The sequence below is a fragment of the Pseudomonas sp. c313 genome, assembly GCF_055407145.1.
In genome coordinates this window covers 203,800-229,680 of the sequence record NZ_JBUZRD010000007.1, presented here as the reverse complement: position 1 = coordinate 229,680, position 25,881 = coordinate 203,800, and the positions used below count along the sequence as shown (strand labels likewise).

At 54.6% G+C, this 25,881-nt stretch carries 20 protein-coding genes and 5 pseudogenes; 8 read left to right on the top strand and 17 right to left on the bottom strand.

Annotated features, from left to right (window positions below; translation table 11 throughout):
- Positions 1 to 94: 94 nt before the first annotated feature.
- From ACZRKZ_RS20015 to merR, 5 genes and pseudogenes are all read right to left on the bottom strand, one after another.
- Positions 95 to 397 carry a hypothetical protein gene (locus tag ACZRKZ_RS20015; RefSeq protein ID WP_463982518.1) on the bottom strand — a complete coding sequence of 101 codons (303 nt, stop codon included), beginning with the start codon at positions 395 to 397 and terminating at the stop codon, positions 95 to 97.
- 2 nt (positions 398 to 399) lie between these two features.
- A complete protein-coding gene (locus tag ACZRKZ_RS20010) occupies positions 400 to 1,533 on the bottom strand; it encodes a nucleoid-associated protein (protein ID WP_034152178.1) in 1,134 nt (377 codons plus the stop codon).
- 665 nt (positions 1,534 to 2,198) lie between these two features.
- Positions 2,199 to 2,591, bottom strand: a pseudogene (locus ACZRKZ_RS20005) (DUF6957 family protein).
- A 397-nt stretch (positions 2,592 to 2,988) separates the two neighbouring features.
- Positions 2,989 to 4,662: a TniQ family protein gene (locus tag ACZRKZ_RS20000; protein ID WP_080761983.1), complete on the bottom strand. Its 1,674-nt coding sequence runs from the start codon at positions 4,660 to 4,662 to the stop codon at positions 2,989 to 2,991.
- A 466-nt stretch (positions 4,663 to 5,128) separates the two neighbouring features.
- Positions 5,129 to 5,560 carry an Hg(II)-responsive transcriptional regulator gene (merR, locus tag ACZRKZ_RS19995; RefSeq protein ID WP_003425050.1) on the bottom strand — a complete coding sequence of 144 codons (432 nt, stop codon included), beginning with the start codon at positions 5,558 to 5,560 and terminating at the stop codon, positions 5,129 to 5,131.
- 71 nt (positions 5,561 to 5,631) lie between these two features.
- Here merR and merT point away from each other — a divergent pair, with 71 nt between their 5' ends.
- The 5 genes from merT to merB are packed head-to-tail and all read left to right on the top strand — an operon-like array spanning position 5,632 to position 9,091.
- Complete coding sequence (merT, locus tag ACZRKZ_RS19990; RefSeq protein ID WP_003425049.1) at positions 5,632 to 5,982, top strand: mercuric ion transporter MerT; 351 nt, start codon at positions 5,632 to 5,634, stop codon at positions 5,980 to 5,982.
- Positions 5,983 to 5,999: 17 nt separating this feature from the next.
- Positions 6,000 to 6,275, top strand: a complete 276-nt coding sequence (gene merP / locus ACZRKZ_RS19985; protein ID WP_003425048.1) for a mercury resistance system periplasmic binding protein MerP — start codon at positions 6,000 to 6,002, stop codon at positions 6,273 to 6,275.
- A 12-nt stretch (positions 6,276 to 6,287) separates the two neighbouring features.
- Positions 6,288 to 6,722: an organomercurial transporter MerC gene (gene merC / locus ACZRKZ_RS19980; RefSeq protein WP_003425046.1), complete on the top strand. Its 435-nt coding sequence runs from the start codon at positions 6,288 to 6,290 to the stop codon at positions 6,720 to 6,722.
- 35 nt (positions 6,723 to 6,757) lie between these two features.
- Positions 6,758 to 8,440 (top strand): mercury(II) reductase, encoded by a 1,683-nt coding sequence (merA, locus tag ACZRKZ_RS19975; protein WP_003425044.1) that lies wholly within the window; start codon positions 6,758 to 6,760, stop codon positions 8,438 to 8,440.
- A 12-nt stretch (positions 8,441 to 8,452) separates the two neighbouring features.
- On the top strand, positions 8,453 to 9,091 hold the full coding sequence (merB, locus tag ACZRKZ_RS19970; RefSeq protein WP_003425042.1) for an organomercurial lyase MerB: 639 nt from the start codon (positions 8,453 to 8,455) through the stop codon (positions 9,089 to 9,091).
- Between the two features lie 92 nt (positions 9,092 to 9,183).
- On the opposite strand, the gene ACZRKZ_RS19965 is transcribed toward merB, so the two are convergent.
- The 9 genes and pseudogenes from ACZRKZ_RS19965 to ACZRKZ_RS19925 form a co-directional block, all read right to left on the bottom strand.
- Entirely contained in the window at positions 9,184 to 9,483 is a 300-nt protein-coding gene (locus tag ACZRKZ_RS19965) for a plasmid pRiA4b ORF-3 family protein (RefSeq protein WP_003425039.1), read from the bottom strand.
- Positions 9,484 to 9,486: 3 nt separating this feature from the next.
- A complete protein-coding gene (gene tnpC / locus ACZRKZ_RS19960) occupies positions 9,487 to 10,992 on the bottom strand; it encodes an IS66 family transposase (protein ID WP_003425038.1) in 1,506 nt (501 codons plus the stop codon).
- Between the two features lie 37 nt (positions 10,993 to 11,029).
- The gene (gene tnpB, locus ACZRKZ_RS19955) at positions 11,030 to 11,374 is read right to left on the bottom strand and encodes an IS66 family insertion sequence element accessory protein TnpB (RefSeq protein WP_003425037.1); all 345 of its coding nucleotides are present in this window, start codon (positions 11,372 to 11,374) and stop codon (positions 11,030 to 11,032) included.
- Positions 11,371 to 11,667, bottom strand: a pseudogene (locus ACZRKZ_RS19950) (transposase); the annotation flags it as partial. The gene tnpB and the pseudogene ACZRKZ_RS19950, both read right to left, overlap by 4 nt.
- A 309-nt stretch (positions 11,668 to 11,976) precedes the next feature.
- Positions 11,977 to 13,134, bottom strand: a complete 1,158-nt coding sequence (locus ACZRKZ_RS19945) for a TnsD family Tn7-like transposition protein (RefSeq protein WP_306108736.1) — start codon at positions 13,132 to 13,134, stop codon at positions 11,977 to 11,979.
- A 54-nt stretch (positions 13,135 to 13,188) separates the two neighbouring features.
- Positions 13,189 to 13,662: pseudogene (locus tag ACZRKZ_RS19940) on the bottom strand (TniQ family protein); the annotation flags it as partial.
- Between the two features lie 15 nt (positions 13,663 to 13,677).
- Positions 13,678 to 15,147: an ATP-binding protein gene (locus tag ACZRKZ_RS19935; protein WP_032857199.1), complete on the bottom strand. Its 1,470-nt coding sequence runs from the start codon at positions 15,145 to 15,147 to the stop codon at positions 13,678 to 13,680.
- Entirely contained in the window at positions 15,144 to 17,312 is a 2,169-nt protein-coding gene (locus ACZRKZ_RS19930) for a Mu transposase C-terminal domain-containing protein (RefSeq protein ID WP_463982517.1), read from the bottom strand. The genes ACZRKZ_RS19935 and ACZRKZ_RS19930 overlap by 4 nt, the downstream gene beginning before the upstream one ends.
- Positions 17,309 to 18,166 (bottom strand): TnsA endonuclease N-terminal domain-containing protein, encoded by an 858-nt coding sequence (locus tag ACZRKZ_RS19925; RefSeq protein ID WP_032857196.1) that lies wholly within the window; start codon positions 18,164 to 18,166, stop codon positions 17,309 to 17,311. The genes ACZRKZ_RS19930 and ACZRKZ_RS19925 overlap by 4 nt, the downstream gene beginning before the upstream one ends.
- Positions 18,167 to 18,713: 547 nt before the next feature.
- Here ACZRKZ_RS19925 and ACZRKZ_RS19920 point away from each other — a divergent pair.
- From ACZRKZ_RS19920 to ACZRKZ_RS19910, 3 genes and pseudogenes are all read left to right on the top strand, one after another.
- Positions 18,714 to 19,072 (top strand): annotated as a pseudogene (locus ACZRKZ_RS19920) (transposase); the annotation flags it as partial.
- Between the two features lie 76 nt (positions 19,073 to 19,148).
- Entirely contained in the window at positions 19,149 to 19,595 is a 447-nt protein-coding gene (locus tag ACZRKZ_RS19915; RefSeq protein WP_463982516.1) for a hypothetical protein, read from the top strand.
- A 57-nt stretch (positions 19,596 to 19,652) separates the two neighbouring features.
- Complete coding sequence (locus ACZRKZ_RS19910; RefSeq protein WP_463982515.1) at positions 19,653 to 22,322, top strand: RNA-directed DNA polymerase; 2,670 nt, start codon at positions 19,653 to 19,655, stop codon at positions 22,320 to 22,322.
- A 427-nt stretch (positions 22,323 to 22,749) separates the two neighbouring features.
- Here the strand turns inward: ACZRKZ_RS19910 and ACZRKZ_RS19905 are convergent.
- The 3 genes and pseudogenes from ACZRKZ_RS19905 to ACZRKZ_RS19895 form a co-directional block, all read right to left on the bottom strand.
- Positions 22,750 to 23,050 (bottom strand): annotated as a pseudogene (locus ACZRKZ_RS19905) (helicase-related protein); the annotation flags it as partial.
- A 295-nt stretch (positions 23,051 to 23,345) separates the two neighbouring features.
- Positions 23,346 to 25,055, bottom strand: a complete 1,710-nt coding sequence (locus tag ACZRKZ_RS19900) for an ATP-binding response regulator (protein WP_463982514.1) — start codon at positions 25,053 to 25,055, stop codon at positions 23,346 to 23,348.
- 71 nt (positions 25,056 to 25,126) lie between these two features.
- Complete coding sequence (locus tag ACZRKZ_RS19895; protein ID WP_463982513.1) at positions 25,127 to 25,711, bottom strand: response regulator; 585 nt, start codon at positions 25,709 to 25,711, stop codon at positions 25,127 to 25,129.
- Positions 25,712 to 25,881 lie beyond the last annotated feature (170 nt).

Here is a 25,881-nt window from a genome sequence, read left to right as displayed (position 1 = left end):
CTACAACTGGATACGGCCTCATCAATTTAATGGCGGGCTAACGCCGGCTCAGGCCGAGAAAAAACTTAACGTCGTGTCCGGGATTAGTTGACCACTACACAACAATGTATACGTTGCTCGGGAATTGCCCCTTGCCCAATGAGCCATTGCGAGCGACAAACTCGCCTAGGTTCGCGTAGAACCGGCCAGACTCGTTCGATGGCAAGCGAAACTCAATATCGAGAGAGTCTGCTTCTTCAGAGCAATGCTCGAACTTGCCATAGGCTGCGGGCAGGCCATCGCACATTCGCAACGCACCGATAATGTCGGGCGTTGGCATCCCCTCATAGCGGATGACTCCGTCCTCAATGGTGGGCGCTCCAATGGCGCGGTAGAGAGCTACCACATTAGAAAACATTCTTAGCCGACCCTGGCCAGCAGTTCTTTCTCGATCACACCAACCAGTTCGGCAGTCAGATTGGACAGCGTCAACTTTTTCCGTCCCTCATCATAATAAACGTCTGCGGCCGGATCCTTACCTAACGCTCCACGCTCGAATTGCAACGACCAGTTAGCCGCGTCCCCCTTGATACGGGTCTTCTCTTTCAGCGATTTCGCATTGACCGTAAAGTCGTCTGGCACCTTATGTTTCTCGCTATTCAAATAGTCTTTCAGCCCAACAATTTCATCCACTAAGTCAGCGGGTACGTGTGCGACAGCGACGTGGCAGATAGCGTCCAAGCGCGCAGATTTGCCTGCGGCCAACTGCTCCTCCAGATACTTGATCACCGCCTCTTTGGCCTTGTAACCAAAGCCTTTTAACGTTTTGTTGTCGCGAAAAAACCGTGCAACGTTATCAATGGCATTTTTGGTAGCGCGTCCGGAAGCTACTCCTTTCGCGCATCCCAGTGCAGAGATGAAATAATCGGATGCCTGACTATCACGGCCCCGGCTGATGAAGCACAGGTAGGTTGAATCCACTTCATCCTCCGCGTCATCTTCATTCTGCTCAGGCGCAGCAGCGGCCGCAGCAGCCATAGCCTTTATGGCCACGAAACTCGCTAAATTGATCCTGGCGGCCTGCTGAACCTTGTTGAGATCGACCTCTTGAATTTCCTTGGGCACATAGTTCTCGTCCAGCTGTATACCGCCGCGTTCCTTCATGCTGGCGACCAGGAAAAAGTCGGTTGCACCTGCGGTGTACTGAGCGCAAAGGATGTGTCCACCGGTCGATAAGACTTGATTACCGGCTTGCTCCACCAACTGGTCCATTGCCAAGTGGGTCAAGTCGATAAATCGCGCTTCATCATCTTGTACTTCTACGAACGCGGTGAAGCGCTCTGGAAACGGTCCCTGACGGTCATCATTGGCAAACTGGCCGTAGACCACGCTGTTGCCTTCTTTGCCGATGAGGCCGTGGATACCATTGACCAGAAAATGCAACGCGGGATTTTCAGTATCGAGCGCCACATCCTTCTTGACCACCTCGGAGATAACGCTGGTCTTGGCCAGCTTCTTGAAGCTGTGAATAATGGCAGTTTTCAGCGTAATCATAGGTCGAATTCCGTTCCGATAGTATCAATATGGAATCACTGAAAATAGCACCTTACCCAGCAAACTTCAGGGCTTATCTCGATATCAGATATCACCTAAGGGCTCCAACACCTAGTGATCAGTAAGGCTGCACGAACCCAATAACTGTATATGCATACAGCATAATACTCTATGCCATTCATCAGCACGAGGGTCTGAGCGTCGAAACGCGGACAGCATCATCTAGGCTTGTCACAGACCATAGTCTCTAACGTAGACTCAGTCTGAAAAGTTTTTCCAATCTTATCCGTCAGCGCTGGAGCACAGCTGAAGAGCGGGGACCGCCCACGCTGGATCGATCAGATCCTTCGTTTGAAGCAATTCTTCGAAGGAATCTATCCCAAAGATTACCCGAGGTTCTAGGTAATGCGCAGGAGGCCTTTTACCTACTGAAGAACAGATTTTTGGAGGGTTTGATCTCAAGACAGGTCACACAAGAACTCGACTGTCTGGACGATAGTCCGGGTAATGGTCATGTGTCGCCACTCCGCTATAGGCCTGGTTCTGGGGACGATTGTTACGAACGCCATGTCTCAGTAAGCACCGAGACAGTACCGCGATGGTTGAGTGGGACGGCGCCCAAAACATTGAGCGTCGATAAATACCACATTACGCGTCCGTGACTCTCAGTACAGGCTCAAAGCGACATCTAGGTCCGTCTGTACCCTTCGGCCGGGTCCCATCAACACATAAACGGTATTTTTGGTCTCGAACAGGCAATCGTGGGTGAAGGAAACTCCCAATGAGGTTCTTACCCAGCGGGCGCGATGGAAACGTCCTCAGCTATCGTGGAGAACAAACAAAGTGTTGACCAGTGTAGGAGTAACTCCTCCTCTAACAACGACCTTTAACTGACGGGGGGAGACCACTAAATCAACCATTATCCAGTCAGCGACTAGGCAATAGGTCCGTCCAGGGAAGTAAGATCCGATCAGAGCCACGGCGTCTGAATGAGGAAGCTCACATCCAGGTATTTTTTCACCACCAGAAACCAGTTCTGCTAGGCCCGCCAGATTCATTCATCCCTCCGACCCACTTCATAAATCGAGTCGAATGATTAATCACACCAGTCAGCATAGCTGCCCGTAAATCGCCCGACTTAAACCCCGATGAACAGCACGCAAAACTTGGCTCATCTGCTCAAAAGCTAACGTTTAGCCCTTTAGCTATGGTCTGATTTATGCCATTGCTCATGCTTGAATCCGACGTCAAAATAGATGCCGGTGTCTGCGGTACGTGAGCGATATCTGCTTCTGCGGCATAAATCCCGTATATGCGTAAACCGCTGCTATCGGTGCACATCCAATGCCCGATCAATACGCAATAGGCGTCGGTATTAACAATGACATCCAACGCCCAGCAATAAGCCACAAAAATCACCGGATCCAGAGCAACTGCGCCACGCCATAAAAATATCTACTGGAGCTTTGAATTGGACGCGATCATCTCCATGTATGCATTGCCACCCATGGGAATATCATAACCTGGTGGCCCTTCCCATTGCCGCGAGACACCGGTATTTCTAAGCATAACGTCAACCTTAATGCCGTCCTTAACCATGCTGTCTAAATCCCACTCGAAGTGATTTATGAGAGCCTGGCAGGCCACATGAGGCACTGTTGTCAATAATCTCAAGCTGGAGTTGTTTGGGGGTAACTTAAGCCTCGCGATCTCCGACATCGTCCATATAAATCTCCGTAACCTAAAATGCCAAAGAGACTCAAGATGAAGTTCAAGTTGAGCTGACAGCAATGGGAAAGACTTACGAGTCGCACGCTCCCTACTTACTTTTCGCGGCAAAAGTGCAAGCATGTTACTGATATTTACTCGCACCTGTTTTTGGGTGATGCGGTACAAGTTCTCAACGCCCTCTATAAGAATAGTTGCGTATTTTTCGTCCTCATCATTTACCACCGGCTCGACACTACTCTTCTGCATTAAGTTCCCTGTAATTTTACTCAACAACCAGTCCTTATCGTTTTCGTTGAGCCAACGGGTTACTTGATAAGCACTTACCCAAAGATAGTCCATACCAATGCCTGGCTTCACTTCAAGTAGCATTGAGATTTTTTCTCGATAAGCCTTTTTCTTATGTTCTGGCAAAGTTTTCTCTTTAAGACGGACCGTCGGGTTTGCCGAGCTAGCAAGTAGAGACTCTTCTGCCAAGCATTTCTCAAACTTTTCTGCACATCCAAAAAGATGGAGAGATATTAAAAGATGCCTTGCCAACGGCATATCAATTTGACCTCTTGTTGTCGATAGCCTAATCCATTGACTTCGAATTCCAGCTGCGTATGCCAAATCAATTTTCGAAATAATTTCATCGCTGAACTTATCACGAATACTGCTAAATAATTTAGCTGTGCCAATTAGGTTCCCATGAACAAACCCTTGCTTCTTTGCTTGACGCCGATAACAAGCAGCCAAAACCGTATATTCTATCGATGGCAGATTGCGTTGCAGAATATCATTTACAAAAACTGCAAACTCGCGCTCTTCATTTGAGGCGAGTGAGCGGTTCGTAGGTTTAACAGCGTTCCACCCGCAAGCACAATCATCGGTCAACCCCGGTAACAATCGGTTTTTACGATAGAAAGGGTGAGAGCAATTAGGGCAAGATTTAAGAAGTTCTTCACCGTGTCGCCAGCACGCTGTAACGCCCGGTACATGATGAGCTCGGTGCCAATATGCGTAGCCACACTCTATGAGGTCGGCCTGCACACAGGCCAAGCAAATTTTAGCTCTGCTATTCCTCGTACCTTCTCTCCTAGGCACTCGAGCGACATCAGATAAAACCTTGTCAAATTCCTTAGAGGATTCTTTTGATAATCCTATAAAAGGTTTGTAGGCTGGGAACGTAGTGTTAATCTCAAGCAACTCAGCCAAGTTGCCTTCTTTAACTCCCGGCAATCGAGAAGCAAGGTTTTCTAATTGCTTTGGTATGATAGATAGTTGGAATGGCGCAACGCCAAAAAGATCACGGAAAGTTTCTGCCTCGGTTTTGTTTCCGGACAAAAAATGGTATCTCGTAATACGAGATAATAGTGTCTCGTCTGGCATAGACATTGGGAAAAACAGAATACTGGACATGAGTAGCCGACTTTCTAGCGTGGGTCTGGTAGGACGCGAGTCCTGTGGATGGTGTTCTTTTATCACATATCACCGTGTACCCGGGTAAGGATTTTAAAAATGAACGCCATACAGTAGCGAACAGCCAGCAACTGTTTTATTAGAAAACAGCAGTTTTTACGCCAAAGTCAAAATACAAGTAAGCGTCCGAACTACACCGCCTTGCATCTCAGACCTTAATCCCCTTTAACCGCTGATTGACGCGCTCACACTCAAAAACTGCGAAATTGCACCCCACTTGACCACCCATTTGCGTTGCAACTGACCAATCATTTGCATTCGAAGTGATCAGGACTCTCGGCTCTGTAGGGTAAGAGCGTGGCTAAAAGCAGACCGTAGGTTTGGCCAGTCAACGGGGCTCATTGAGCGCCGCTCTTTTCCTGTTCAAGCCGACAAACAGGGGGGCAATGAAACGGGAAATCGTAGGCTAAGGCGCGAAGTTTTCGTGGCTATCTATTCCATGCAGCGAATCGATCAGCGGGCAGCTAACCGTCCCGTGGCTCGCGCAACAGTCATCAACCAACTGCGCCAGGACCAACTCGATCCGCCGCAGATCCGCAAGTTTCCCCCGCACGTCTTCGAGCTTCTGCTCGGCGTGCACACGCGCATCATTGCAGTGCGTACCGTCATCGAGCCGCAACAGTCCGGCCACTTCATCGAGGCTGAAGCCCAGCCGTTGTGCGGACTTCACGAATTTCACCCGTGCAATATCCGCCTCGCCGTAGCGACGAATGCTGCCGTAGGGCTTGTCCGGTTCGGGCAACAGCCCTTTGCGTTGATAGAACCGAATGGTTTCCACGTTAACCCCGGCTGCCTTGGCAAAGACGCCAATGGTCAGGCTTTCCGCAGTGTTTTTCATACCGCTTGACTCCGTACCTGACTACGGAAATAACCTTAACCCATCGATCAAACATTCGAAAGGTTGAACCCATGTCTGAATCACAAAAGGGCCGTGGTGCACTCCTCGCTGGAGGTCTGGCGGCGATCCTTGCGTCCACCTGCTGCCTGGGCCCGCTGGTGCTAATTGCCCTGGGCTTCAGCGGCGCCTGGATCGGTAATCTCACCGTTCTGGAGCCCTACCGCCCGTTTTTCATCGGCGCGGCATTGTTGGCGCTGTTCTTCGCTTACCGGCGCATTTTCCGCCCGGCTCAAGCCTGCAAACCCGGTGAGACCTGCGCAATTCCGCAGGTACGAACTACCTACAAGTTCATTTTCTGGCTCGTGATGGCACTCGTGCTGGTCGCGCTCGGTTTCCCCTACATCCTCCCGTTGTTTTACTGATCAGGCAGGAGTCTCCCATGAAAAAGCTGTTTGCCGCTCTCGCGCTCATTGCCGTGGTTTCCCCGGTGTGGGCCGCCATCCAAACCGTCACCCTGTCGGTACCGGGCATGACCTGCGCCGCCTGTCCGATCACGGTCAAGAAAGCGCTGACCCAGGTCGAGGGCGTGACCAAGACCGAGGTGAGTTTCGAGAAACGCGAAGCCATCGTGACCTTCGACGATGCCAAGACCAACTCCGAGGCCCTGACCAAGGCGACCGAGGATGCCGGCTATCCATCTACCATCAAGCAATAGGAGGAAATACCAATGAGAAATCCTCTCAATCTGTTCACGCGGATCGGTGACAAAGCCAGTTCCGTCGGTGTGCTGGTTTCAGCCCTAGGCTGCGCCGCGTGTTTTCCTGCTCTGGCTAGCTTAGGCGCTGCAATCGGTCTGGGCTTTTTGAGCCAGTGGGAAGGCCTGTTCATCACCACGCTACTGCCCTTGTTTGCGGCCCTGGCGCTGCTCGTCAATTCCCTTGGCTGGCTCAAACATCGGCAGTGGCAGCGAACTGCACTCGGCCTGATAGGCCCTGTCCTGGTCTTGGCTGCGGTGTTTTTGATGCGGGCTTATGGCTGGCGGAGCGGTTGGCTGCTCTATATCGGTCTGGCCCTCATGCTTGGGGGCTCGATCTGGGATCTCGTGTCGCCCGCCCACCCCCGTTGCGCCCCGGGTGCCTGCCCACCACAGCCAAAACAGTAATGCCGCAAAGAGACCCATTTGAGGAAGTAAACGCTATGACCACACTGCGAATCCACGGTATGACCTGCGCCTCCTGTGCCGACCGCGTCAGAGATGCTCTGGAGGGAATCTCCGGCGTGCACCGGGCGGACGTCTCCTACGCCGGTGGGAAGGCCGAAATGACGGCCGACGCGGCTGTCAGCCGTGAACAAATGCAAGCCGCCGTCGAGGCCCTTGGGTATCAAGCGTCGTTCGAAGTCGCCTCGCTACAACCGCGCCCCGGCCAGCTCGATAAGGCGCTGGGCTGGTTGCGCAGCGACACCGAGGTCGGCAAAAACGGCGACGCGCTACACATTGCAGTCATAGGCAGCGGCGGTGCGGCAATGGCGGCCGCCTTGAAGGCGGTGGAAGCCGGCGCCCGCGTCACTCTGATCGAGCGCGGCACCATCGGCGGCACTTGCGTCAACGTCGGCTGCGTGCCGTCGAAAATCATGATTCGCGCCGCGCATGTGGCTCATTTGCGCCGCGAGAGTCCGTTCGATGACGGAATGCCCGCCACGCCGCCGACCGTCCTGCGCGAGCGGCTGCTCGCGCAACAGCAAGGCCTTGTCGACGAACTGCGTCACGCCAAGTACGAAGGCATTCTGGAGAGCACACCAGCCATCACCGTGCTGCGTGGCACCGCTCGCTTCCAGGACGGCCACACGCTCAGCGTCGAACTGGTCGAGGGGGGCGGGCGCGAAGTCGCGTTCGACCGCTGCCTGATCGCTACCGGCGCCGGTGCGGCCGTGCCGCCGATTCGCGGGCTGCAAGACACCCCCTATTGGACCTCGGAGGAGGCACTGGCCAGCGCCAGTATTCCGCAACGGCTCGCCGTGATCGGCTCATCCGTGGTGGCCTTGGAGCTGGCGCAAGCCTTTGCCCGGCTGGGTAGCCGCGTCACCATCCTGGCGCGCAACTCGCTGTTCTTCCGCGAAGATCCGGCCATCGGCGAGGCGCTGACCGCAGCCTTCCGCATGGAGGGCATCGACGTGCTTGAGCAGACACAAGCCAGTCAGGTGACCCACGCCAACGGCGAATTCGTACTGACCACCAACCACGGTGAACTGCGCGCCGACCAACTGTTCGTCGCCACCGGCCGCACGCCCAACACCCAAAGCCTGAACCTGGAAGCGGCGGGTGTACTGTTGGATGAACGCGGCGCCATTCAGATCGATCAGGGCATGCGCAGTAGCGCAGTGGATATCTATGCAGCCGGCGACTGCACCAACCAGCCGCAGTTCGTCTACGTCGCGGCGGCGGCTGGCACCCGTGCGGCGATCAACATGACCGGCGGCGAAGCTACGCTTAATCTCGATGCCATGCCGGCGGTGGTGTTCACCGATCCGCAGGTGGCCACCGTCGGTTACAGCGAAGCGGAAGCACAGCGCGCAGGCCTCGAAACCGACAGTCGCACGCTGAGCCTGGACAACGTGCCGCGTGCGCTGGCCAACTTCGACACGCGAGGGTTCATCAAGCTGGTCGCCGAAGCGGGTTCTGGTCGGTTGCTCGGCGTGCAGGCGGTGGCCCCGGAAGCGGGCGAGCTGATTCAGACGGCGGTGCTGGCTATTCGCAACCGCATGACCGTGCAGGAGCTGGCCGACCAGTTGTTCCCCTACCTAACCATGGTCGAGGGCCTGAAGCTCGCGGCGCAGACTTTCACCAAGGACGTAAAGCAATTGTCCTGCTGCGCTGGATGAATGGAGAGCACCATGAAATTTGCCCGCTACATTACCGAGATCGCCGAACGTCTCACCCCGACCAACCGGCCCAAAGGTTTTGCGGAGTTCTTGGTCGCGCTACTGGGTGAACTTGCCAAGGGACGCCCGATTTCGCGAACTACGCTTGCCAGGACTCTTGGCTGGCCCGCTGAGCAAGTGGCGGCTGTGCTCGAACAAGCCACCAGTACCGAATACGACAACGATGGGAACATCATCGGCTATGTCCTCACCTTGCGCGAGACGTCGCATGTCTTGGAAATTGACAACCGCCGGCTGTATGCCTGGTGCGCGCTGGACACCCTGATGCTCCCGGCGTTAATCGGCCGTACAGCTCGCGTCTCGTCGCATTGCGCTGCAACTGGAGCACCCGTTTCGCTTACGGTTTCACCCAGCGAGATACAGGCTGTTGAACCTGCCGACGTGGCAGTGTCACTGGTATTGCCGCAGGAGGCGGCCGACGTTCGTCAGTCCTTCTGTTGCCATGTGCATTTCTTCGCATCTATCCCAGCGGCAGAAGATTGGGCCTCCAAGCATCAAGGATTGACTATCGTAAGCGTCCAAGAGGCGTTCGGCGTGGGCCAGGAGCTTAATCGACATCTGTTGCAGACCCTTCCAATGAGAACATCGTGATTGGATTTCGACTCAATGTCCTACGGAGTGGGCATCGGATTTCTCTTTCCGACTTTGATCCGGTGATCCCAGCCATCGCCAAAGTCATAGACCTAGCGGAATGTCCTTTTCCCGTTCAACGCTTTGATCAGAGTCTTGCGGGTCTCCGAGTTCACGGGAGGCCCCCATCCATCGGAGTCGGGAATACCGTAACTCTCACCAGCTATTTCAAACTCATGCAGATGGTCATCGTGCCAGCCCATTGCGATCTGGATCACCGCGTGCAATTTGCCTAAGGTGATGTTCTCGGGCACCGCCACACGGCGCCAGATGGCAGGTTCGATCCACTTCAATTCAATGTGCAGTAGCAACAAATCAGGTTCGGGTTTTGGCAAGCGAACAGTTTTGACCATGGATCAGGCGGCCTCGCAGAGTTCCGTGGAGGCGAGAGAAACGTTCCAGGGCAGCAGTTCGTCGACCCGATTGATCGGGTGGTCGGCGATGCGCTCCAGCACGTGTGTCAAATAGGCTTGCGGGTTCAGGTCGTTGAGTTTGGCTGAACCCACCAGGCTGTAAATCGCAGCCGCTCGTTCGCCGCCGGCGTTGGAACCGACGAACAGATAATTTTTTCTGCCTAGCGCGACAGCACGTAGCGCGCGTTCGGCAGCGTTGTTGTCGATCTCAATTCGCCCGTCATCGCAATAGCGCACCAAGGCCTGCCACCGATTGAGGGCATAGAGAATCGCACCGCCCAATGCCGATTTTTTCGACAGTTGAGTCAGCGTCTGGTTGAGCCACGCGTGGAGTTGTTCCAGCAGCGGACTGGCTCGGCTTTGCCGAACCACTTTTCGCAGGTTGGGCGGTTGCCCTCGAATCTCGCTTTCGATGGCATACAGGGCCGCAATCCGTTGCAGCGCCTCGGCGGCAAGTGGTGAAGCCAGGTCTTTGTAGACCTCGTAAAACTTGCGCCGGGCGTGAGCCCAACACGCCGCTTCCTCAATGGTGCCCGTGGCATATAGTTGAGCAAAACCGGCATAGCCGTCCGCCTGCAAGATCCCGCTGAAGCGCTTGAGATGCGCGCGGGGATGTTGCCCCTTGCGATCCGGCGAGTAGGCAAACCAGACCGCCGCCGGTGTCGCGTCCCCCGTAGGTCGGTCGTCCCGCACGTACGTCCACAGGCGCGCCGATTTGGTCTTGCCGTTGCCCGGCGCGAGCACGCCAATCGGCGTGTCGTCGGCATGGACTTTGTGTCCGCTCATGACGTGGTGCTCAAGGGCGTTGATCAGTGGTCGCAGCAACTGACTGCTCTGGCCAACCCAGTCGGCCAGGGTTGAGCGCTCCAGCTCCACGCCCTCACGGGCGTAGATCTCGGACTGCCGATACAACGGCAAATGATCGACAAACTTCGAGACCAGCACATGGGCCAACAACCCTGGGCCGGCAAGACCTCGGGCGATCGGGCGACTCGGTGCCGGCACCTGGGCGAAGTGCTCGCAGCAGCGGCAAACCCACTTCGGACGGACATGGCGAATGACTTTGAAACGTGCCGGAACGTACTCCAGCACTTCGGACACATCCTCACCTAAATGGCGAAGCGTCCCACCGCAGCCAGTGCATTGCGACTCGGGCTGATGAACGTGGGTTTCGCGAGGTAGGTGTTCAGGCAATGGTTTACGGCGCGAAACTGCGCGAGGTGCCGGCTCGACTGGAGGTGTCATTTCGGCTTGGCTGATTTGCAGCTCATCAAGGCTCAACTGGAGCTGGTCGATCATCGCTTCCAGTTGCTCGGAGCTGCGACCGAACTGCGTACGACGCAGCTTGGCGATCATCATCTTCAAGCGCTCAATCTCTGCGTGCTGGGCAGCGATCAGCGCCTTCAAGGCTTGAAGATCATTCGGCAGGGAGTCGGTCACGAGGGTCATGCCCGAATATTACTGGGGATTTTTTCAGCGCGGCAAGTCAGACCGCGAGGACGGGTGCTGTACGAATTGGCCGGCGCCAATCAATGCCCTCCAACAGCATCGACAACTGCGCGGTCGTCAGCGACACGCTGCCGCTGGTTGCTTGCGGCCAGACAAAGCGTCCTTGCTCCAACCGTTTGCAAAACAGGCACAAGCCGTCGCCATCCCACCACAACAGTTTGATCCGGTCACCACGCCGTCCGCGAAAGGCGAAGATCTGACCGGAGAAGGGATCGGCTTCCAGTTGAGTCTGCACCATGGCCGCCAAACCGTCGAAGCCACGACGCATGTCCGTGACGCCAGCGGCGATCCAGATACGGGTTCCAGCGGGAGGGGCAATCATCGCACTAACTGCTGCAAGACGAGTTGCAGCGTCTGCGGGTCTGGTGCTCCGGTGATACGCAACTTGGCTTTTCCTACCTCAACTGCGATCTCGGAATGACACTCTGCCTGTGGCTGGAAGACTGGCGGCAGATCCATTGGCGCCTCGATCACCTGGACTGGCAAAAACGAAGCACTCTGGCTGACCGGGCCGAATAGCCCTTCTTGGTATTGCTGCCGCCAGCGAAAGACCAGATTGGCATTGACGTCATGTTCGCGAGCGATCAATGACACGGAGGCGCCAGGCTGGAAGGTGGCCTCGACGACTTGGCGTTTAAAGTCCAGCGGAAAGTTGGGGCGGCGACCGGCTCGACGGGCTGGGGCAACTGTATCCAAGATAGTGTCCACTAAAAAATGGTGTCCACTATCTTGGCCAATTTGGAGGGCTGTCAGGAGAGGGTGCTGGCCGGACGGTTACAAATACAATACACCACACATATAAATACTTTCACTGCACGCCTCGTCAAAATTCACACATCGAATCCACGCACAGCTCATATATATAGAGGCTTGTGCCGACGGCGTTACAGAGCAATATTCATACGCGGATCAGGGTGCCTTCACTCATATTTGGAGTTTTCTGAGACACGCTGTTCGATACAGCGCTGATTGAGTGATTGGCTTGCCGTCAAGTTTTAGCTTCCGCTCGGCCCAGCTCAGGCGCCGCCGATGGAATGCATCAAGGGTTTCGCATTCGGCTGCCAGTGCAGCCGCACAGTGCGGCAGCTTGTTGAGCTGCTTTTCAAACCTAGATAACACATGAAGCTCTCTGCCTATTTTTGTCCGTGAGATGCGGACAGGTTTACCTGGAAGCGCTCGTAACATTTCAGCGCATTGAACCACTTCGTTGGCAAGGTCAAGGTCGAGGTCTTTGAATCTTTCTGCCTGCTGTCCGCGCGGTCTGTGGGCTTTTCCTGGCTCTTGTGTAAGCTCGGACAGCCATTGCCGATCGTTTCGATGAAGCCACACATAATCTCGACACTCATGAGCTAGGCGAGCTCTGTATTCCCCGTCAAATCGGTTCCTCCTATCAACCAGCAGTTTCGAAAGCCTCGCCTCTTTCCATAGGTCAGGTCCATACGAAATCGCGCGTATCATTCGGTAGACGCATGTAACCGAGCTCCTTGTTTCTGACGCTATGGTCTTAGCGTTAGCCCCCATGAGCGCCAGCGTCCAGATCGTTTCAGATGCCTCACTCATATACTCATTGGTGCTTGAGCGATTGGTTGGAGATCTGTTGGCAGCTCGTCCACCAGGAGTTTCGCTATTGGCTGTTCGACTAAGCGACTCGGTAATAGGCCCGTTTGGCCGCAGTATCCTTTCCATATCGACCTTGAGCGCACAGGCCAGCAGGATGAATTTCAGCGGATGATGGGTGCCCCTCGGCTTACGCAAAAGCTTCACAATCCAGGCCGCCGGTATATCCGCAGACGACTTGCTCAGTATCGAGTATTCCCCTGAGGAGGGGAGCGCCTCAAAGAACGCAGACATGTGTCGCGCCAAAATGCCTAAGTGCAGCCGACCAGTATCGGAAGCCATTTTCAAGGCAATAGCGCTATCCAGAAACACCGAGCGAATCGCATCAGGACATAATGGCGGAACATCGGTCTCAAGCACCTGCATCGAACGCTGCGCTATTTCTTGCAGAGCACTTTGTAGATTTTGAGGGATGTCTAGCGAAATGGAGTGAGACTGAACGTCCTCATCGTCCGGTAAATGCATTCTTCGAGAGTTTCTGCTCAACCAGCGGTAATCAAGGAACCTCAACGGGGTTCCATGGTGGGGACAGATCAAAACGCCTGGAAGCTGATGCACACGGTGCCAGTACGCTGCTCCCACACAGGCCATGTCCTGTTGGACACAGTCGAAGCAAAATCGCACTCTCGAAGCAAACTCGAGTCGGCTCGCGATTAACCCCAACCTTAGCATCAACCCCTTGCCGTTTCCCGCCATCAAGATATTGGCGTCGTCCACCTGTTGCGGGGTCAAAAAAGGTTCGTAGTAGGGCAGTTGCGTATGGCGCTTTATAACAGCGGCTAGCGATAAGCCTGTATCACACGGCAGCGCCTCGACAAGCTCAGCTAGTCGACATGGAAAAGCAACGTTCTGCGAAAAGCATTTCGCGGACTGCGCTCCATCGAAAACTGCTGCGCAACTACGTACGCCACAGAGCCGGGCGTATCTTGAGAGAACGCTGTGAAGCGTCTCATCGTGGAAAACGGCCGGAAAGAAATGGAATTTGAGCCCCATTTCGTCACCCTTAATTCACCCCTTCCGATACAACGGAGAAAACTCAAAGAGATCACTGCTTATCCAACCGGCGCTCTTCAACGCCTCAATGGAGTCTTCACTTTCACTTAGCGCCTGTGCCTCTGAGGTCTCAACCGCCACCGCCGCAGGTGACTGCGATTTGACTTGGTTAACGGCCGCCACATTAGGTTTGGTAGCACTATTGTCGCTGCGACTGATGACACTGCGCAGCAATGCCAGTCGCTCCGGCCGAGCCACACCATCGAACGCCATCATGTCGCTTAGTTGGTCTTCAATCGGAAGCAAATCATCGAACTGCCGCATCCGTTTCGGATCTCGGCTTCGCAGAGCGGACAAAGCTGGCTTCAATATCTGCATCTTGGTGTTGCTCACCAACGCAATTGTCTCGGCGGTAACGCATTCCGAACCACTCTGGATCGCATACCTTTGACTGAGCACCAAAAGCTTCACCAAAAAGTCGGTGACCCCTTGTGTATGCTCATACAGCGCATCAAACACATCCTCTGTCAGTTCGACCGGCTGCTGGTACCACTGATAGCTCCAGAGGTTTTCAACAAGCATGCGCCACTCGTCATCGTCCTTCTCAAAACGTTTAAATTCGAGTACCCCGACGCCGCAGCAACGCCTTGCGTTGCGCATGACGTCCGAAAATAGGCTGATCATCGAATTTGTCCCGATGAACACCACAGGAATTCCGATGTTGTTCACTAGATGGAGGAAGAAATTCAGCATGTTGTCCTTGCCCCCAGTTTTCGCGAGGTGCAGGTTCTGAAGTTCGTCGATCAGCAAAGCTCCGATGAAAAATGTACTCGCAACCTGTTCCATTTGTTGCAACGAGTCATTGATGTTCCGAGCCCTATACCGCTTGTAGTAATCCTCATCACCTAAAGCTCGCCCGACCGCATAGAAAAATTGCTGACAGAAGCCTGCCAGCGAACCATCTCGGGGGCAGTCAAGCTTGAGCCAGGTGATCTGGGTATGAACGAACTGCTTTCCTTCATAACGCTCGTGGCGAATCGTTTGAGGGTAGAGACTCAAAATGGCTTCGAGTGCGGTGGACTTTCCAATGCCACTAAGGCCAACCAGACTGAACGTTTCGGCAGTGGACTTAAATCCATCGTGGTAGCGCTGTGCGCCCGAAAGTGAGTGAAGATGTCTGACAGTGTCTGGAGAGGTCGGGTTGCGTCCGACGTACCCACGTCGTACCAGCAATGAAAATACGGACTCCAGATCCATGTGGACCAACAAAGGCTGGACCACCGTTCTCAACCGGTCGATGCAGTGAACCCGAGTCGATCGGTCGAGGGTCAGCTCTTCTGGATCAACAGGACGGGGGAAGTTCGAGATTAGTTGCATTGCCACCTCTTCTGAGAAGATCGGTGGCAGCGCTTCGATGAGTGGATTTCCCGCGTAGTCCGCTATCGCCTGCTTCGTGTAGCTTGCGAAAACTTGGGCGCCTTTCATGAGTTTTGTCCTGGGCGCAGGCGTTTGAGCATATCGATAACCTGAGCGCTGCGAGGGCCGGCAAAGTTTTCTGAGCGATCTTGGGAGATCTCTGTCTTGAGCACAGGCGATTCAATCCTTACACCCTCTGGCACATGGGCGGTCTCACGCTCCTTGAGGCGCTCAACGGCGCGATTCTCACGAATATTTCCAATCATCTCAGCTTTGGTCGCAGGCGCTGGCTCATCATTTCGCTCAGCGATCGCACCGCTGACGACTTGATTAACTTCCTCCAGCAGCGAAATCCGACTCTCCAACTCAGCGCGTTTATGAGTCGGTGGAGTCTGGCGGTAAGCTTCGAGCAGATCGAAAATCTCATCGGATCGATAACCAGCATACTTGCTATCAGACTTACGCAAATCGCAACGGATGAACTGTTTGTTGTCTCCCCGAATCCAGATATGTGCTGAGGAATTTGGGTCATACCAACACTCTATCGACCAAACCCCGCGGCTACGGGCCTTCGCAAACCAGTTGTTCTCGATCGCTACATCACAGACATAGTGCATCCCTCGGAATAGCACACCACCCTTTTGCACCGTCGCTTGCTCGCGCGGAAGCAAATGGAGATAGACCAGCTCGTCGGGATGATTGTTTGGTTCGACATGACCATTTTCTAATGCCCAAGTCCAGATACCTGACGGCGTCGGATCGACACCGTCGTTCATCATCTCTTGAGTGAGCCTGTCGGGCTGCCTGTTGAAGCGGTTATAGTGAAGGACACACTGGATGATAATCTTGGTGAACTCTTTAATGCTCAGCGTTGCATCGAGTCGGTAATCTCGCTCGCCACGTTCCTTCTCCCTAGCAGCTACACCACCAGGAAGCCACCTGATGCCTGTCAGGTTGTTCAGGATACCGAACCGGCTCTCAACCATCGACTTCCAGTCAGGGCGGTAAGGCGGAGCGATTCCCAGCTCGATATTCAGGCCAGTGGCAAGACCCTCAGCTGCTTTCCCCAACATCTCGCCTCGATCAGCGTAGATGTGATGTGGGAGGTGATGACAGGCCCATTCCCCTGAATCGATTGTGACCCCATTGGTAGCGCAAAACTCAACCTTCGAAGTGAAAGCGTTGAAAAGCGCTTGCCTGGCTCCGTTCAAACTCGGGCCCTCTAATCCGATGTAGAGACCGACGATCATGCCGGAAAAGCTATCAATGACGACGTACACAACCGGCCGTCCAATGAGCATTCGCCTGGAGTATCCGTTCACGAGATAAATGTCCGCAATGGTGGCATCGATCTCAAACTGATGGCAGGGGCCACGAAGCCAGTCACGGACGGTTCCAGAAAGGGGGCGGCAATCTTTTAGCCACTTACGCATTCCCTTACGGCCACGTTCAGTTTCAACCTCGTCGAAATATTGCTTTCCCCAATAATCGAACTGTCTAAAGGAAGGAATTTCCGATTCGGGTAGCAAACGACCGCCTGATTCTGGATTTTTCGACAGGTCTTTCGCGGTATAGAACCTCCTGAGCATCTCAACATAGGCGTTGGTTATCGTAGAAGTCTTATCCCCGACAAATAACGAGTAGCCGATACGGATACAGCGCTTATCCACGGCATCGATAACCTTGGTCGGTGAAACGGCAATACCTTGATACCTTGGCTTCCTACCTGGGGGCTTTGCGGGATCATACTTGCGCTCAGGAACTCCGACGCCCGCATAGTTTTTCAAGAGCGCATTTCGAACTTGGCCATTGATCCAGTAACGGTACAGAAGTCGATAGATGCTCTTGCGCTGTATACCGAGCTCAACAGCTCTAGCGCCGACCATTTGACCCATCTCACCAGGAGCGAATATCTGACCTGGATAATCTGAGTCGATCAGGGGTGCGATGATGTTCCACTTTTCATCCCTTTCCCGCTTCTTTTTCTCATCCAAGTCATCCTCTAACACTAAGAGAAACTCAGGCGTAACGACCTTGGCTAGCTTCGTATCACCTGCAATGACGGATCCGCGAAGCTCCTCCAGGCCTAAACCAATCGGCTGGCGGGGCGGATCCGTTAATTGGATCAAAACGACCGCATCGTATCGCTCATTGAGGTACAAGACCCTAACGAAGCCCGGCACGACGGAAAACTCAGTAAGCGGTTCGAAACAATCATTGACTTGGACTTTCATGATAGGCCCTCCGCCGTCAGTGAAATTTTCATTGGTTTCTCAATGATTTCAAATGTTGGTAGTGGCGCAGTCATTTGAATGGGAGTACCAACCAAATCTACCTTGATCGACTTAGCCCATATCAGGTGATGATATAAAGCCCGAGAGTCTTGATAGGAGATAAATAAACGTGCGGCAATCTTTCGCAGAGATTCAGCAGTACTCCACGGGTAGGGACGACAGCTCGCTAAGTGCCCCAGAAAATCTGTGTGTAATGATGGCTCTGCCAAGGCGCGCGGCAGTTGAGCGAACTTCCTGAGTAAGCCTAAATTCTTGATCAAATCGGGGCTGAACATTTCTTCAGTGACAATGGCCCAATCAACGTGTTGGCCAGTCCAGAAACGCTTTTCGATCTCAAATTTTTCCAACGTCCTCCTGGCTTTTTTGCCTTCGAGGTCAGTGCGGTATTTAATTGTTCTGGCTACGGATTTAAAGCTGCCATCGGGCTTTTTTATCGTTAATAAAAAATCCGTGGTCATAACGTAAGGAAGCACTGTCTTCGGATACTTCGGGTATCGCACTCCCATAGAGCTCGCGATTGCTTGAGCACTTTCTCGCGGTAGCAATGGATACTGCTCGCGTATATCCACAACATTTTCCGAAAATTCACATACCAAAAAATAGGCGCGCTCTAGGTCGGAAAAGAGGTGATGGAGGCGATCGATCTTCACACCTTGGATCTTGTGGGAGCGTCCTCTGGAAGGCACGTCTTGGACGCGCAGCCACGGCAGATAACTGGCACCAGCTCCGCTACCGAATCCATTCGAAATATGCCGCTGAATATCTGTCTCAGACGAAAACCTACGACCGCGCAATGCTACCTCCTTCGTCCGCCGGGACCGCCTCTCCTCGCCCTGAAAAATAGTTATAGGAAAAAATCGCCCACCACCTGTTCATGGTACAGCCCTCTTTAGCCTACTCCCGGAGCGGAACGAAGCGGAGAATCTAGACCGATGGCTCAGCCAAAAAATGGAAAACCCCGTAAATACGGGGGTTTCGGCCTTGTGTCAATCTATGTTACGGCGTGTCAATCTTTATTGTTAAGTGTCAATCTTTATTGTTAGTAGCCAGGGTTGTGGGATGAAAATAAAGTTTCATCCTAATACTGAGAGCAGAAGGAAACTACGACGCGCGCCTAATCACTATAAAAATCTTTAAAATTCAATCACTTAAGCGGATTAAAAACATGAGAAGGTACTTCGCTAAGTCTTTGCTAGGGTGACGACCAAAAGCCTTAAAGTACCATCCTAATTTTCGGCCAACCTCGAAAAACGCCGAAAACGTGAAAATAAAGTTTCATCCTTTCCATGGGCGACCGCAAAAACTGAGTGCAACACCCGACCTTTCCGGTGCGGTTTTGCCATGTTTTACGAACTCAGCGTCGAAGAACGCTCCACCCTTCAGGTCGGCCTGCTACGCAGGCAGCAACCTACGTGCCATGGCCGGAATGCTCAACCGCTCTTCGACGATCAGCCGCGAGATCCGGCGCAATCGCGATGCCCAAGGTACGTACACCACCCTACATGCCCAGCGGACCATGCGCAGGCACCGATTGCCCTGCCGGCCCCGAAAGAAGTTGGCTCCCGGAAGTGAACGGTTTGAATTGGTCGCCTATCTGCTGCGGCAACGCTTTTCACCCGAGCAGATTGCCCGCAAGCTTCGCCTCACCACCCAGCTTCAAAGATGCATACGTCTGCCGCGAGACGACCTACAACGAGATCGCACCCCGCCAGTCGGCGAGCTGCCTTGATGCTGGTCGCAATCGGCCTGTACACAACAATTTAAGGACTACACGCAATGAAACAGGAAGCAATCGGCACTTGGCAGCATGTGACCTTGGCGGATCTGTTTTTTGCATTCAGGAAGGCCAAGGCTGATTGCTTTTTCGAGCGATCCATCTGCATTGCCAGCCAGTTTGCCGAGTATGAGCAGGACTTAGCGAGCAGGCTGACGGCCTTGCTTGCCAGCTTGCAGGCCGGGCAGGTGGCTGAGGTACTGATACAGAACCTGGGGATAACGCGGGTGGTGGCCAAGAAGCTGGTCACTGCGCCGATGAAGGGCGCGGCACCCGACGGACACGGCTTTTTCTCTGATCCTGCCCGTGCTTTTGATCGCTTGTGTGCCTCGCATGAGCTGACGCCGGAGTTTCGACTGATTGGCGATTTCCCGGTCGATATGCACGTCTTATCAGCGCTGTGGATCAACCTGGTTGGCCACAGGTTCGACGCAGTGCTGCCCAAATAAGCCTATGGTTCGCGGCTGCGCCGCTATCGCCCCGAGCCTGGTGCACCCAAAGGCAGCGTGGGGGATTACCATCTGGAAGCGGTGGGCTCCTTCCAGCCTTACTTCGGCCCTTACAAGGAATGGCGCAGTCGAGGCCTGAAGGCTTTGCGCACCGAGCTAGAAGCTGGCAACGCGGTGGTTGCCATTTCGATGGACCTGAACAGCTATTACCACCGGATCGATCCTGCCTTTATAGCCGATAGTCGTTTCCTCGCCGAAAGCGGCATCGAACTGTCGGAATGGGAGCTCGACTTCACCAAGGCGTTCACTGCCGGGCTGGTGGAGTGGTCCAAACGTATCGCGGCCCAGATGCACGCGCTGGGTTGCAGCAAACGAGAGGTCACGGTTGGCGGCCTGCCCATTGGCTTGTCCATTTCGCGTGTGGTAGCCAACACCCTGCTGGTTGGCCTGGACCGGGACATAGAGCACGGCCTGACGCCGGTCTACTACGGGCGTTACGTGGATGACCTATTTCTGGTACTGCGCGACCCCGGCAATCTGGTGTCGGCTGAGGATTTACTGGCCTACTTCGCTGCGCGAACACGCTGCTTTCCGGCCCCTAGCGCGGTCAAAAACGGCCAGATCTTGTTGAGCCTGCCCGGTGGATTTCAAGGCAAGACCAAGTTGCTGCTGCAACAGAGTAAACAGAAGGCCTTTTTCCTGCAGGGGCACGGTGGTATCGACTTGCTGAGCAATATCGAGTCGCAGATCCGCAGTGTTTCCAGCGAGCGCAGGCTGATGCCGTCACCGGATCGGCTGGAGTCCATGGCGTCTGCCAAGGTGCTGACGGCTGCTGGCCACGCAGCCGAGGAGGCCGATACGCTGCGCCGTGCAGACGGCTTGTCTGTGCGGCGGCTGGGTTGGTCTGTGCAGCTGCGAGCGGTCGAGACCCTGGCCCGCGACCTGCGCGAAGACGATTGGCAACAAGAGCGTAAGCAGTTTTATGCGTTTGCGCACAGCCACATCCTGCGTCCGGACAAGATCCTTGACCACCTGGACTACCTGCCACGCTTGCTGTCTCTGGCCGTTGCCCTCATGGACTGGCCGGATGCGCGGCGACTGATTGAGTCAACCATGGGCGCCCTCAACGCACTGCAAGCCAGAACAGAGTCTAGAACGGTCAAGGTCAACGGAATTAAAGCCAATAAGGTCACCGAAAGCCTGTGGAACGGCCTTCGGCAGACCACGCTGGACTTGGCGCGGGACGCCGTTCTTCGAGCGCTACGCTGGAGTCACAGCAAGGGCGAGATGCGGCCGCTCGGCGACACCGCACTTGCTGTCTGCGAGCTGGTCGGCCTTGGAAAAGGTGTTGAGGCCATTGCCATGCAGGCACTCATGCTGCGTGAAACCGACTGGGCAAAAACCGCCTACAAAGATCATTTGCGCCGCCACTCGAAACGCCAGCGCCCCGCTATTCAACAGGAGCAGCTTCTGCACGGCCTCTATCCACACGAAGCTGACCTGCGCGAATTTCTGGACAAATCTATCCATGCGGGCAACGGCACAGGCGCCTCGCGTGTTTCTTCGCGTTGTACTGATACGGCAGGCGATGCTTTGGCGCCATCGCTGTTGCCATATCTGCTGCCCACCCGGCCCTACACCACACAGGAAGTGTCGTTGTTCTTGCCGGAAGAGTGCGTCTTCGACGGGCTGAGCAACGCGCCGGCACGAGGGTGGGCAAGATATGTACGCGCGATGCGGGGGGTATGGGTGTGGGGCTCGTTGGTTCAGTCCGACCACGAACCCAATGCTCAAGGTGGGGGTACGGATGAAGGAGCCTCAGGATCACCCCGCCTCGCACGAATTGGGGTGGGAAAAGCAACACCAAAAGTGAGGTTGGGCATCAGTAGCCTGCTGACCACGGACGATAGCTTCAGCGCAGGCGCGAGTGGCCGGCCCGACCTGTCTCGTGACCGTTACAAGCGCATCGAACGACTGGTCAATCAAGCCATTGATGCTAATCCGCGACCAACACACCTGTTGTTGCCTGAATTGGCCTTGCCTGAGCGCTGGATCGATACCGTATCCCGGTTGCTTCAGGACGCCGGAATCAGCCTGATCGCCGGGCTCGATTATCACCGGGGCGCTCCTCCAAATGTCCACAGCGAGGCAGTGCTGGTGCTTGCTGATGATCGCCTTGGATTTCTGTCTTCTGTGCAGATCCGACAAGCGAAGTCCCTGCCCGCAGCGGGTGAGGAGGAAACATTGTTACGTTTGTTTGGACTGCAATGGCCGGCGCATTTGGCCGGCGAACGCAAGCCCGTGTACAACCACGGCGGTTTTTGCTTTGGTGTACTGGTCTGCTCCGAGCTGCAGAACATTGCGCACCGCCAGCAGTTCCAGGGCTATGTAGATTGCATGATGGTGCTTTCCTGGAATCAGGATCTGGAGACATTTGCAGCTCTGGTCGAGTCGGCGAGCCTGGATGTTCATGCACACATCGCCCTTGTGAACAATAGGCGCTATGGCGACAGTCGAGTCAGAAGCCCCGCCAAGAAGGACTTCATGCGCGATGCCTGCCGACTGCGCGGTGGGCAAAACGAGCATGTGGTGGTCGTGGAGCTGGACATTGCCAACCTCCGGGCCTTCCAAAGTCGCGAAAAGCGCTGGCCGCGTGAGGATGACCCATACAAGCCGGTACCCGAGGGATATTCCATCGCCAAATTCCGCAAGGTGACGCAAAAGTGAAACTTGATTTGCACGCAAACGGAATGGCAGGCTGAGTCAGCTACCCCAACCCATAGAAAAGCTATGCCGCTCAACTCGACCAGTTGATCGGACGGGGTATGGACGTCACCGACCAGGCTAGGGCGCTCGATTACCTTGAGCGCATTGGCTACTACCTAGATGACTTGTTGGCCCGTGGTTTCATCGATGGATCTACTCCGGCGCCAACCTGAACAATGGATGGCGCTCGCTCCTCAAAAGCAAGCCAACAACAGCTGCCGGTAGTGCTGAGAAAAACTGACCTGATAGCTCGGCTCGGCAGAATAATCCCCCAGAGAGTAGCCGCCCGCCGCACCAGCCCTTGGAGGCCGCCCAGCTTCGCCACCACTGCGACCATCGGCCTCGCTGCCAGCCCCCATCCCACCAGCCATCGAGCCAGCAGGGGCAACGGGCATCTGCACCCGGCTCAGCACCGCCAAATCATCCGGCAGATCATCTGCAATGCGCTCAGCGAATCGCCGGAGCGTTGGCTCCGCCAGCATGAACAGCCACGCCTGGTCATCGGGCTCGCCCATGCGCCTCAGAACTCGTCCCAGCACCTGTCGGTAGTGCAGCTCGGTACGGATGCGACTGAGGTAGCAACACACCTGCAGGCGAGGGATGTCCGTGCCTTCGCTGATCATCCCTACGGCGACGATCCAGCGGCAATCACTGTGCCTGAACGCATTGATCACCTGCTGGGCATCCGGGTGTTGCAAGTAAAGCCTCGCAGATCTGCGCTGAAGTGGGATCATCCTCACCGCAGCGAGTCCGATAAAAGTAGCGTGCACGAGTTTGGTATTTTCGCGCGATCATGCTGATAGATTGTTACATCCCCGCATATCGACATCTTCTGGAGGGCCTGCCTAGATGGCAAATGGAATCGTTATCTAAAGCAGTCAGCCCTATAGAAAATTAAAGTCAGCAGAGCAGTAAATCTCTGCTGTTGAGATAACTTGGCCACATACGATGGGAATATTTAGGGTACGGCCGTGCAGGTGTAATTCATTCGATTCTATTTGCAGGCGCTATTTTGGCTAGTGCCTGATAGAGATCAGTCGGCGATATCGGTTTGTGAAGCAGTTTCAAACCGCTTTGTAGCGCTTCACGTAAGCGTTCTGGAGCTGTATCGCCAGTTATGATCAAGGCTGGAATGATGGTGCCCATTACTTCCCGTATCTGGGCAATGGCATTTGCGCCGGTATGATTTTCACGCAAGCGATAATCGCTGATGAGCACCTCTGCTGGCCACTGCTCGACAAGTTCCAACGCTCCACTAGTGTGCTCTACTGCTTTGCAATCGCATCCCCAGTCTGAAAGTAAATGTACCATGGCCTCGCGTACCATCTCGTCATCATCAATGATAAGAATACGTAAGCCTTGTAACAGCCCAGTTTGAAACTGAGAGTCTTTGGGAGAGGCGAATGTATCGCTAGTTTCACCAGATGTAGCTAACGGCAGGCTAATGCGGAATACGCTTCCGCGTCCGGGGCGGGACGATAACGTCACGCTGTGATCAAGCGATTGAGCCAGGCCTTGAGTAATTGCAAGACCCAGACCGAGACCCTTGAGCCGGTCACGCTCGGGATTACCCAACTGATGGAACTCCTGAAATATTTCACGCTGCTGCGAAGGTTCGATTCCGATACCGGTATCGAATACTTCAATCACGACTTTTTTGCCGCGTTTGCGGCACCCGACCAGCAAGCCACCTGTTTCGGTGTAGCGAATCGCGTTAGTGATCAGGTTGCGTAGCATCAATTCCAGCAGGTTCTCGTCGGAATACACCGCCAGCTGGGTCTCCCGGCAGCGATAAACGATTTTCTTGTTGTCGGCCTGACCGCCGAGCTCGTTTTCGAGCTTGTGGAGTAGTGGTTGCAGGCGGAAAGAACGTGTTTGTGGCTCGATTACCCCGGCTTCGATGCGTGAGAAGTCCAGCAAGGTGTTGAGCATCTGCGCCGAGGCTTGGCTGGCGGCGCGGGCATTGTTAAGGATTTTGTGTTGAAAGTCTGACAGATCGCTCCTGGTCAACACTTCGAGGAACAGTTCCTGGGCATGTACTGGCTGACGCAAGTCATGGCTGGCTGCAGCGAGAAACTTTGATTTCGCCAGGTTGGCTTCTTCTGCCTTGCCGCGTGCCAGTTCGGCGTTCTCGCTTTCCACCTTAAGACGTTCTATCAGATCGAGGTTCTCGAAGCGCAGTATTAATGATTGCCGGGAGGTGCGTTGGGCCAGCATAGCCTGGGCAGACTGACCGGCTACGAACAGCGCGCAGCCGACACTGAGAATGGCGAAGGAGGAATCTTCCAGTGTCAGCAGCCTACTGCTCATGGCGGCCAGTTGGGCGAGCTGCATGCTTAGGAATAAGGGAAATACGGGGGCTAGCAGCGATACGGCGTTGCCGCTGACCCCGGCCAGCGAGGCCATAGCCAGTAGTTGCTCGGCCAGGCTGGTATGACCCATCACAATCCATACCAGCGATCCCCAGGCCACGCCTTCAAGGATCTTGATGACACACATGTAATGGATGTGCCGAGATGTGTTTTCCGCGTTTATCCCGCGGCGTAAAGCAGCGCGTGCATAACCAACACTGATTACGCGGCTCACGATGACCGCTGCAAGCCAGCTTAGTACAGCGTTGTGGTTCTCCTCGCTGTGGAAAACCAGGGTGAGAGTCAGTGCCAGTGCGCTGCCCAGATACAGCGAGCTCTTCATGCTGCGGAACACCAGCCGCACCTGCTCTGTGCGGATGTCCTGTTCCAAATTGCTAGGGAGTGGCGCTGCTCTCAATTGATCAATCCCTGACGACGGGCCACGAATGCAGCTTCCGAGCGGCTAGACACCTGCAGGGTTTGAAGGATGGCCTGGACGTGACCGCGTACAGTATTTTCCGACAGATTCAGGCGCCGACCAATCAGCTTGTTGGGCAAGCCCAAGCACAACAGCTCTAGGACTTCGGATTGCCGTGGGCTAAGCCTTGGCTTCTTGTCTGGGTTGGGTACTGGGGTGCTTGCTGGCAGTTGGCCGGCAAGTACTTGGCCGACCAATTCAAGCATGCGGCTGGGCGTTTCTAATTTGCTGATGAAACCATGCGCCCCGCGTGCTAAAGCTTCGTCCTGAATGTGCTTATCCTGATTCGCGGAAACTATTACGACTTTGGAGTGAGGCCATTTGCGCTTGATCAACGCAATGCCGTCCAAACCATTCAGCCCTTGAAGTTGAAGGTCAAGCAGGACCAAGTCAAAAGCATCATCAGATTGCAGCAGTGCTTGCTCAAGTGAGGCCGCTTCTGTAATATCGATATCAACCAGCCCTGCAGCCAAGACCATACCGACTCCGTATCGGAACAGTGCATGGTCATCGATCAGCATTAGATGAGTTGTCATGATGCTCATTCAATCGCGTACTTGTGAGCCTTGGCAAGTAATCAGTCCAAATGGACTATTTGCCAAATGACCAGTCGGCGCTAATCTGATTTTTACAAAAAAAGCCATCAAAGTCTGCGAGGTCGTCATTTATGACGTGCAGCGGTATTGACTTT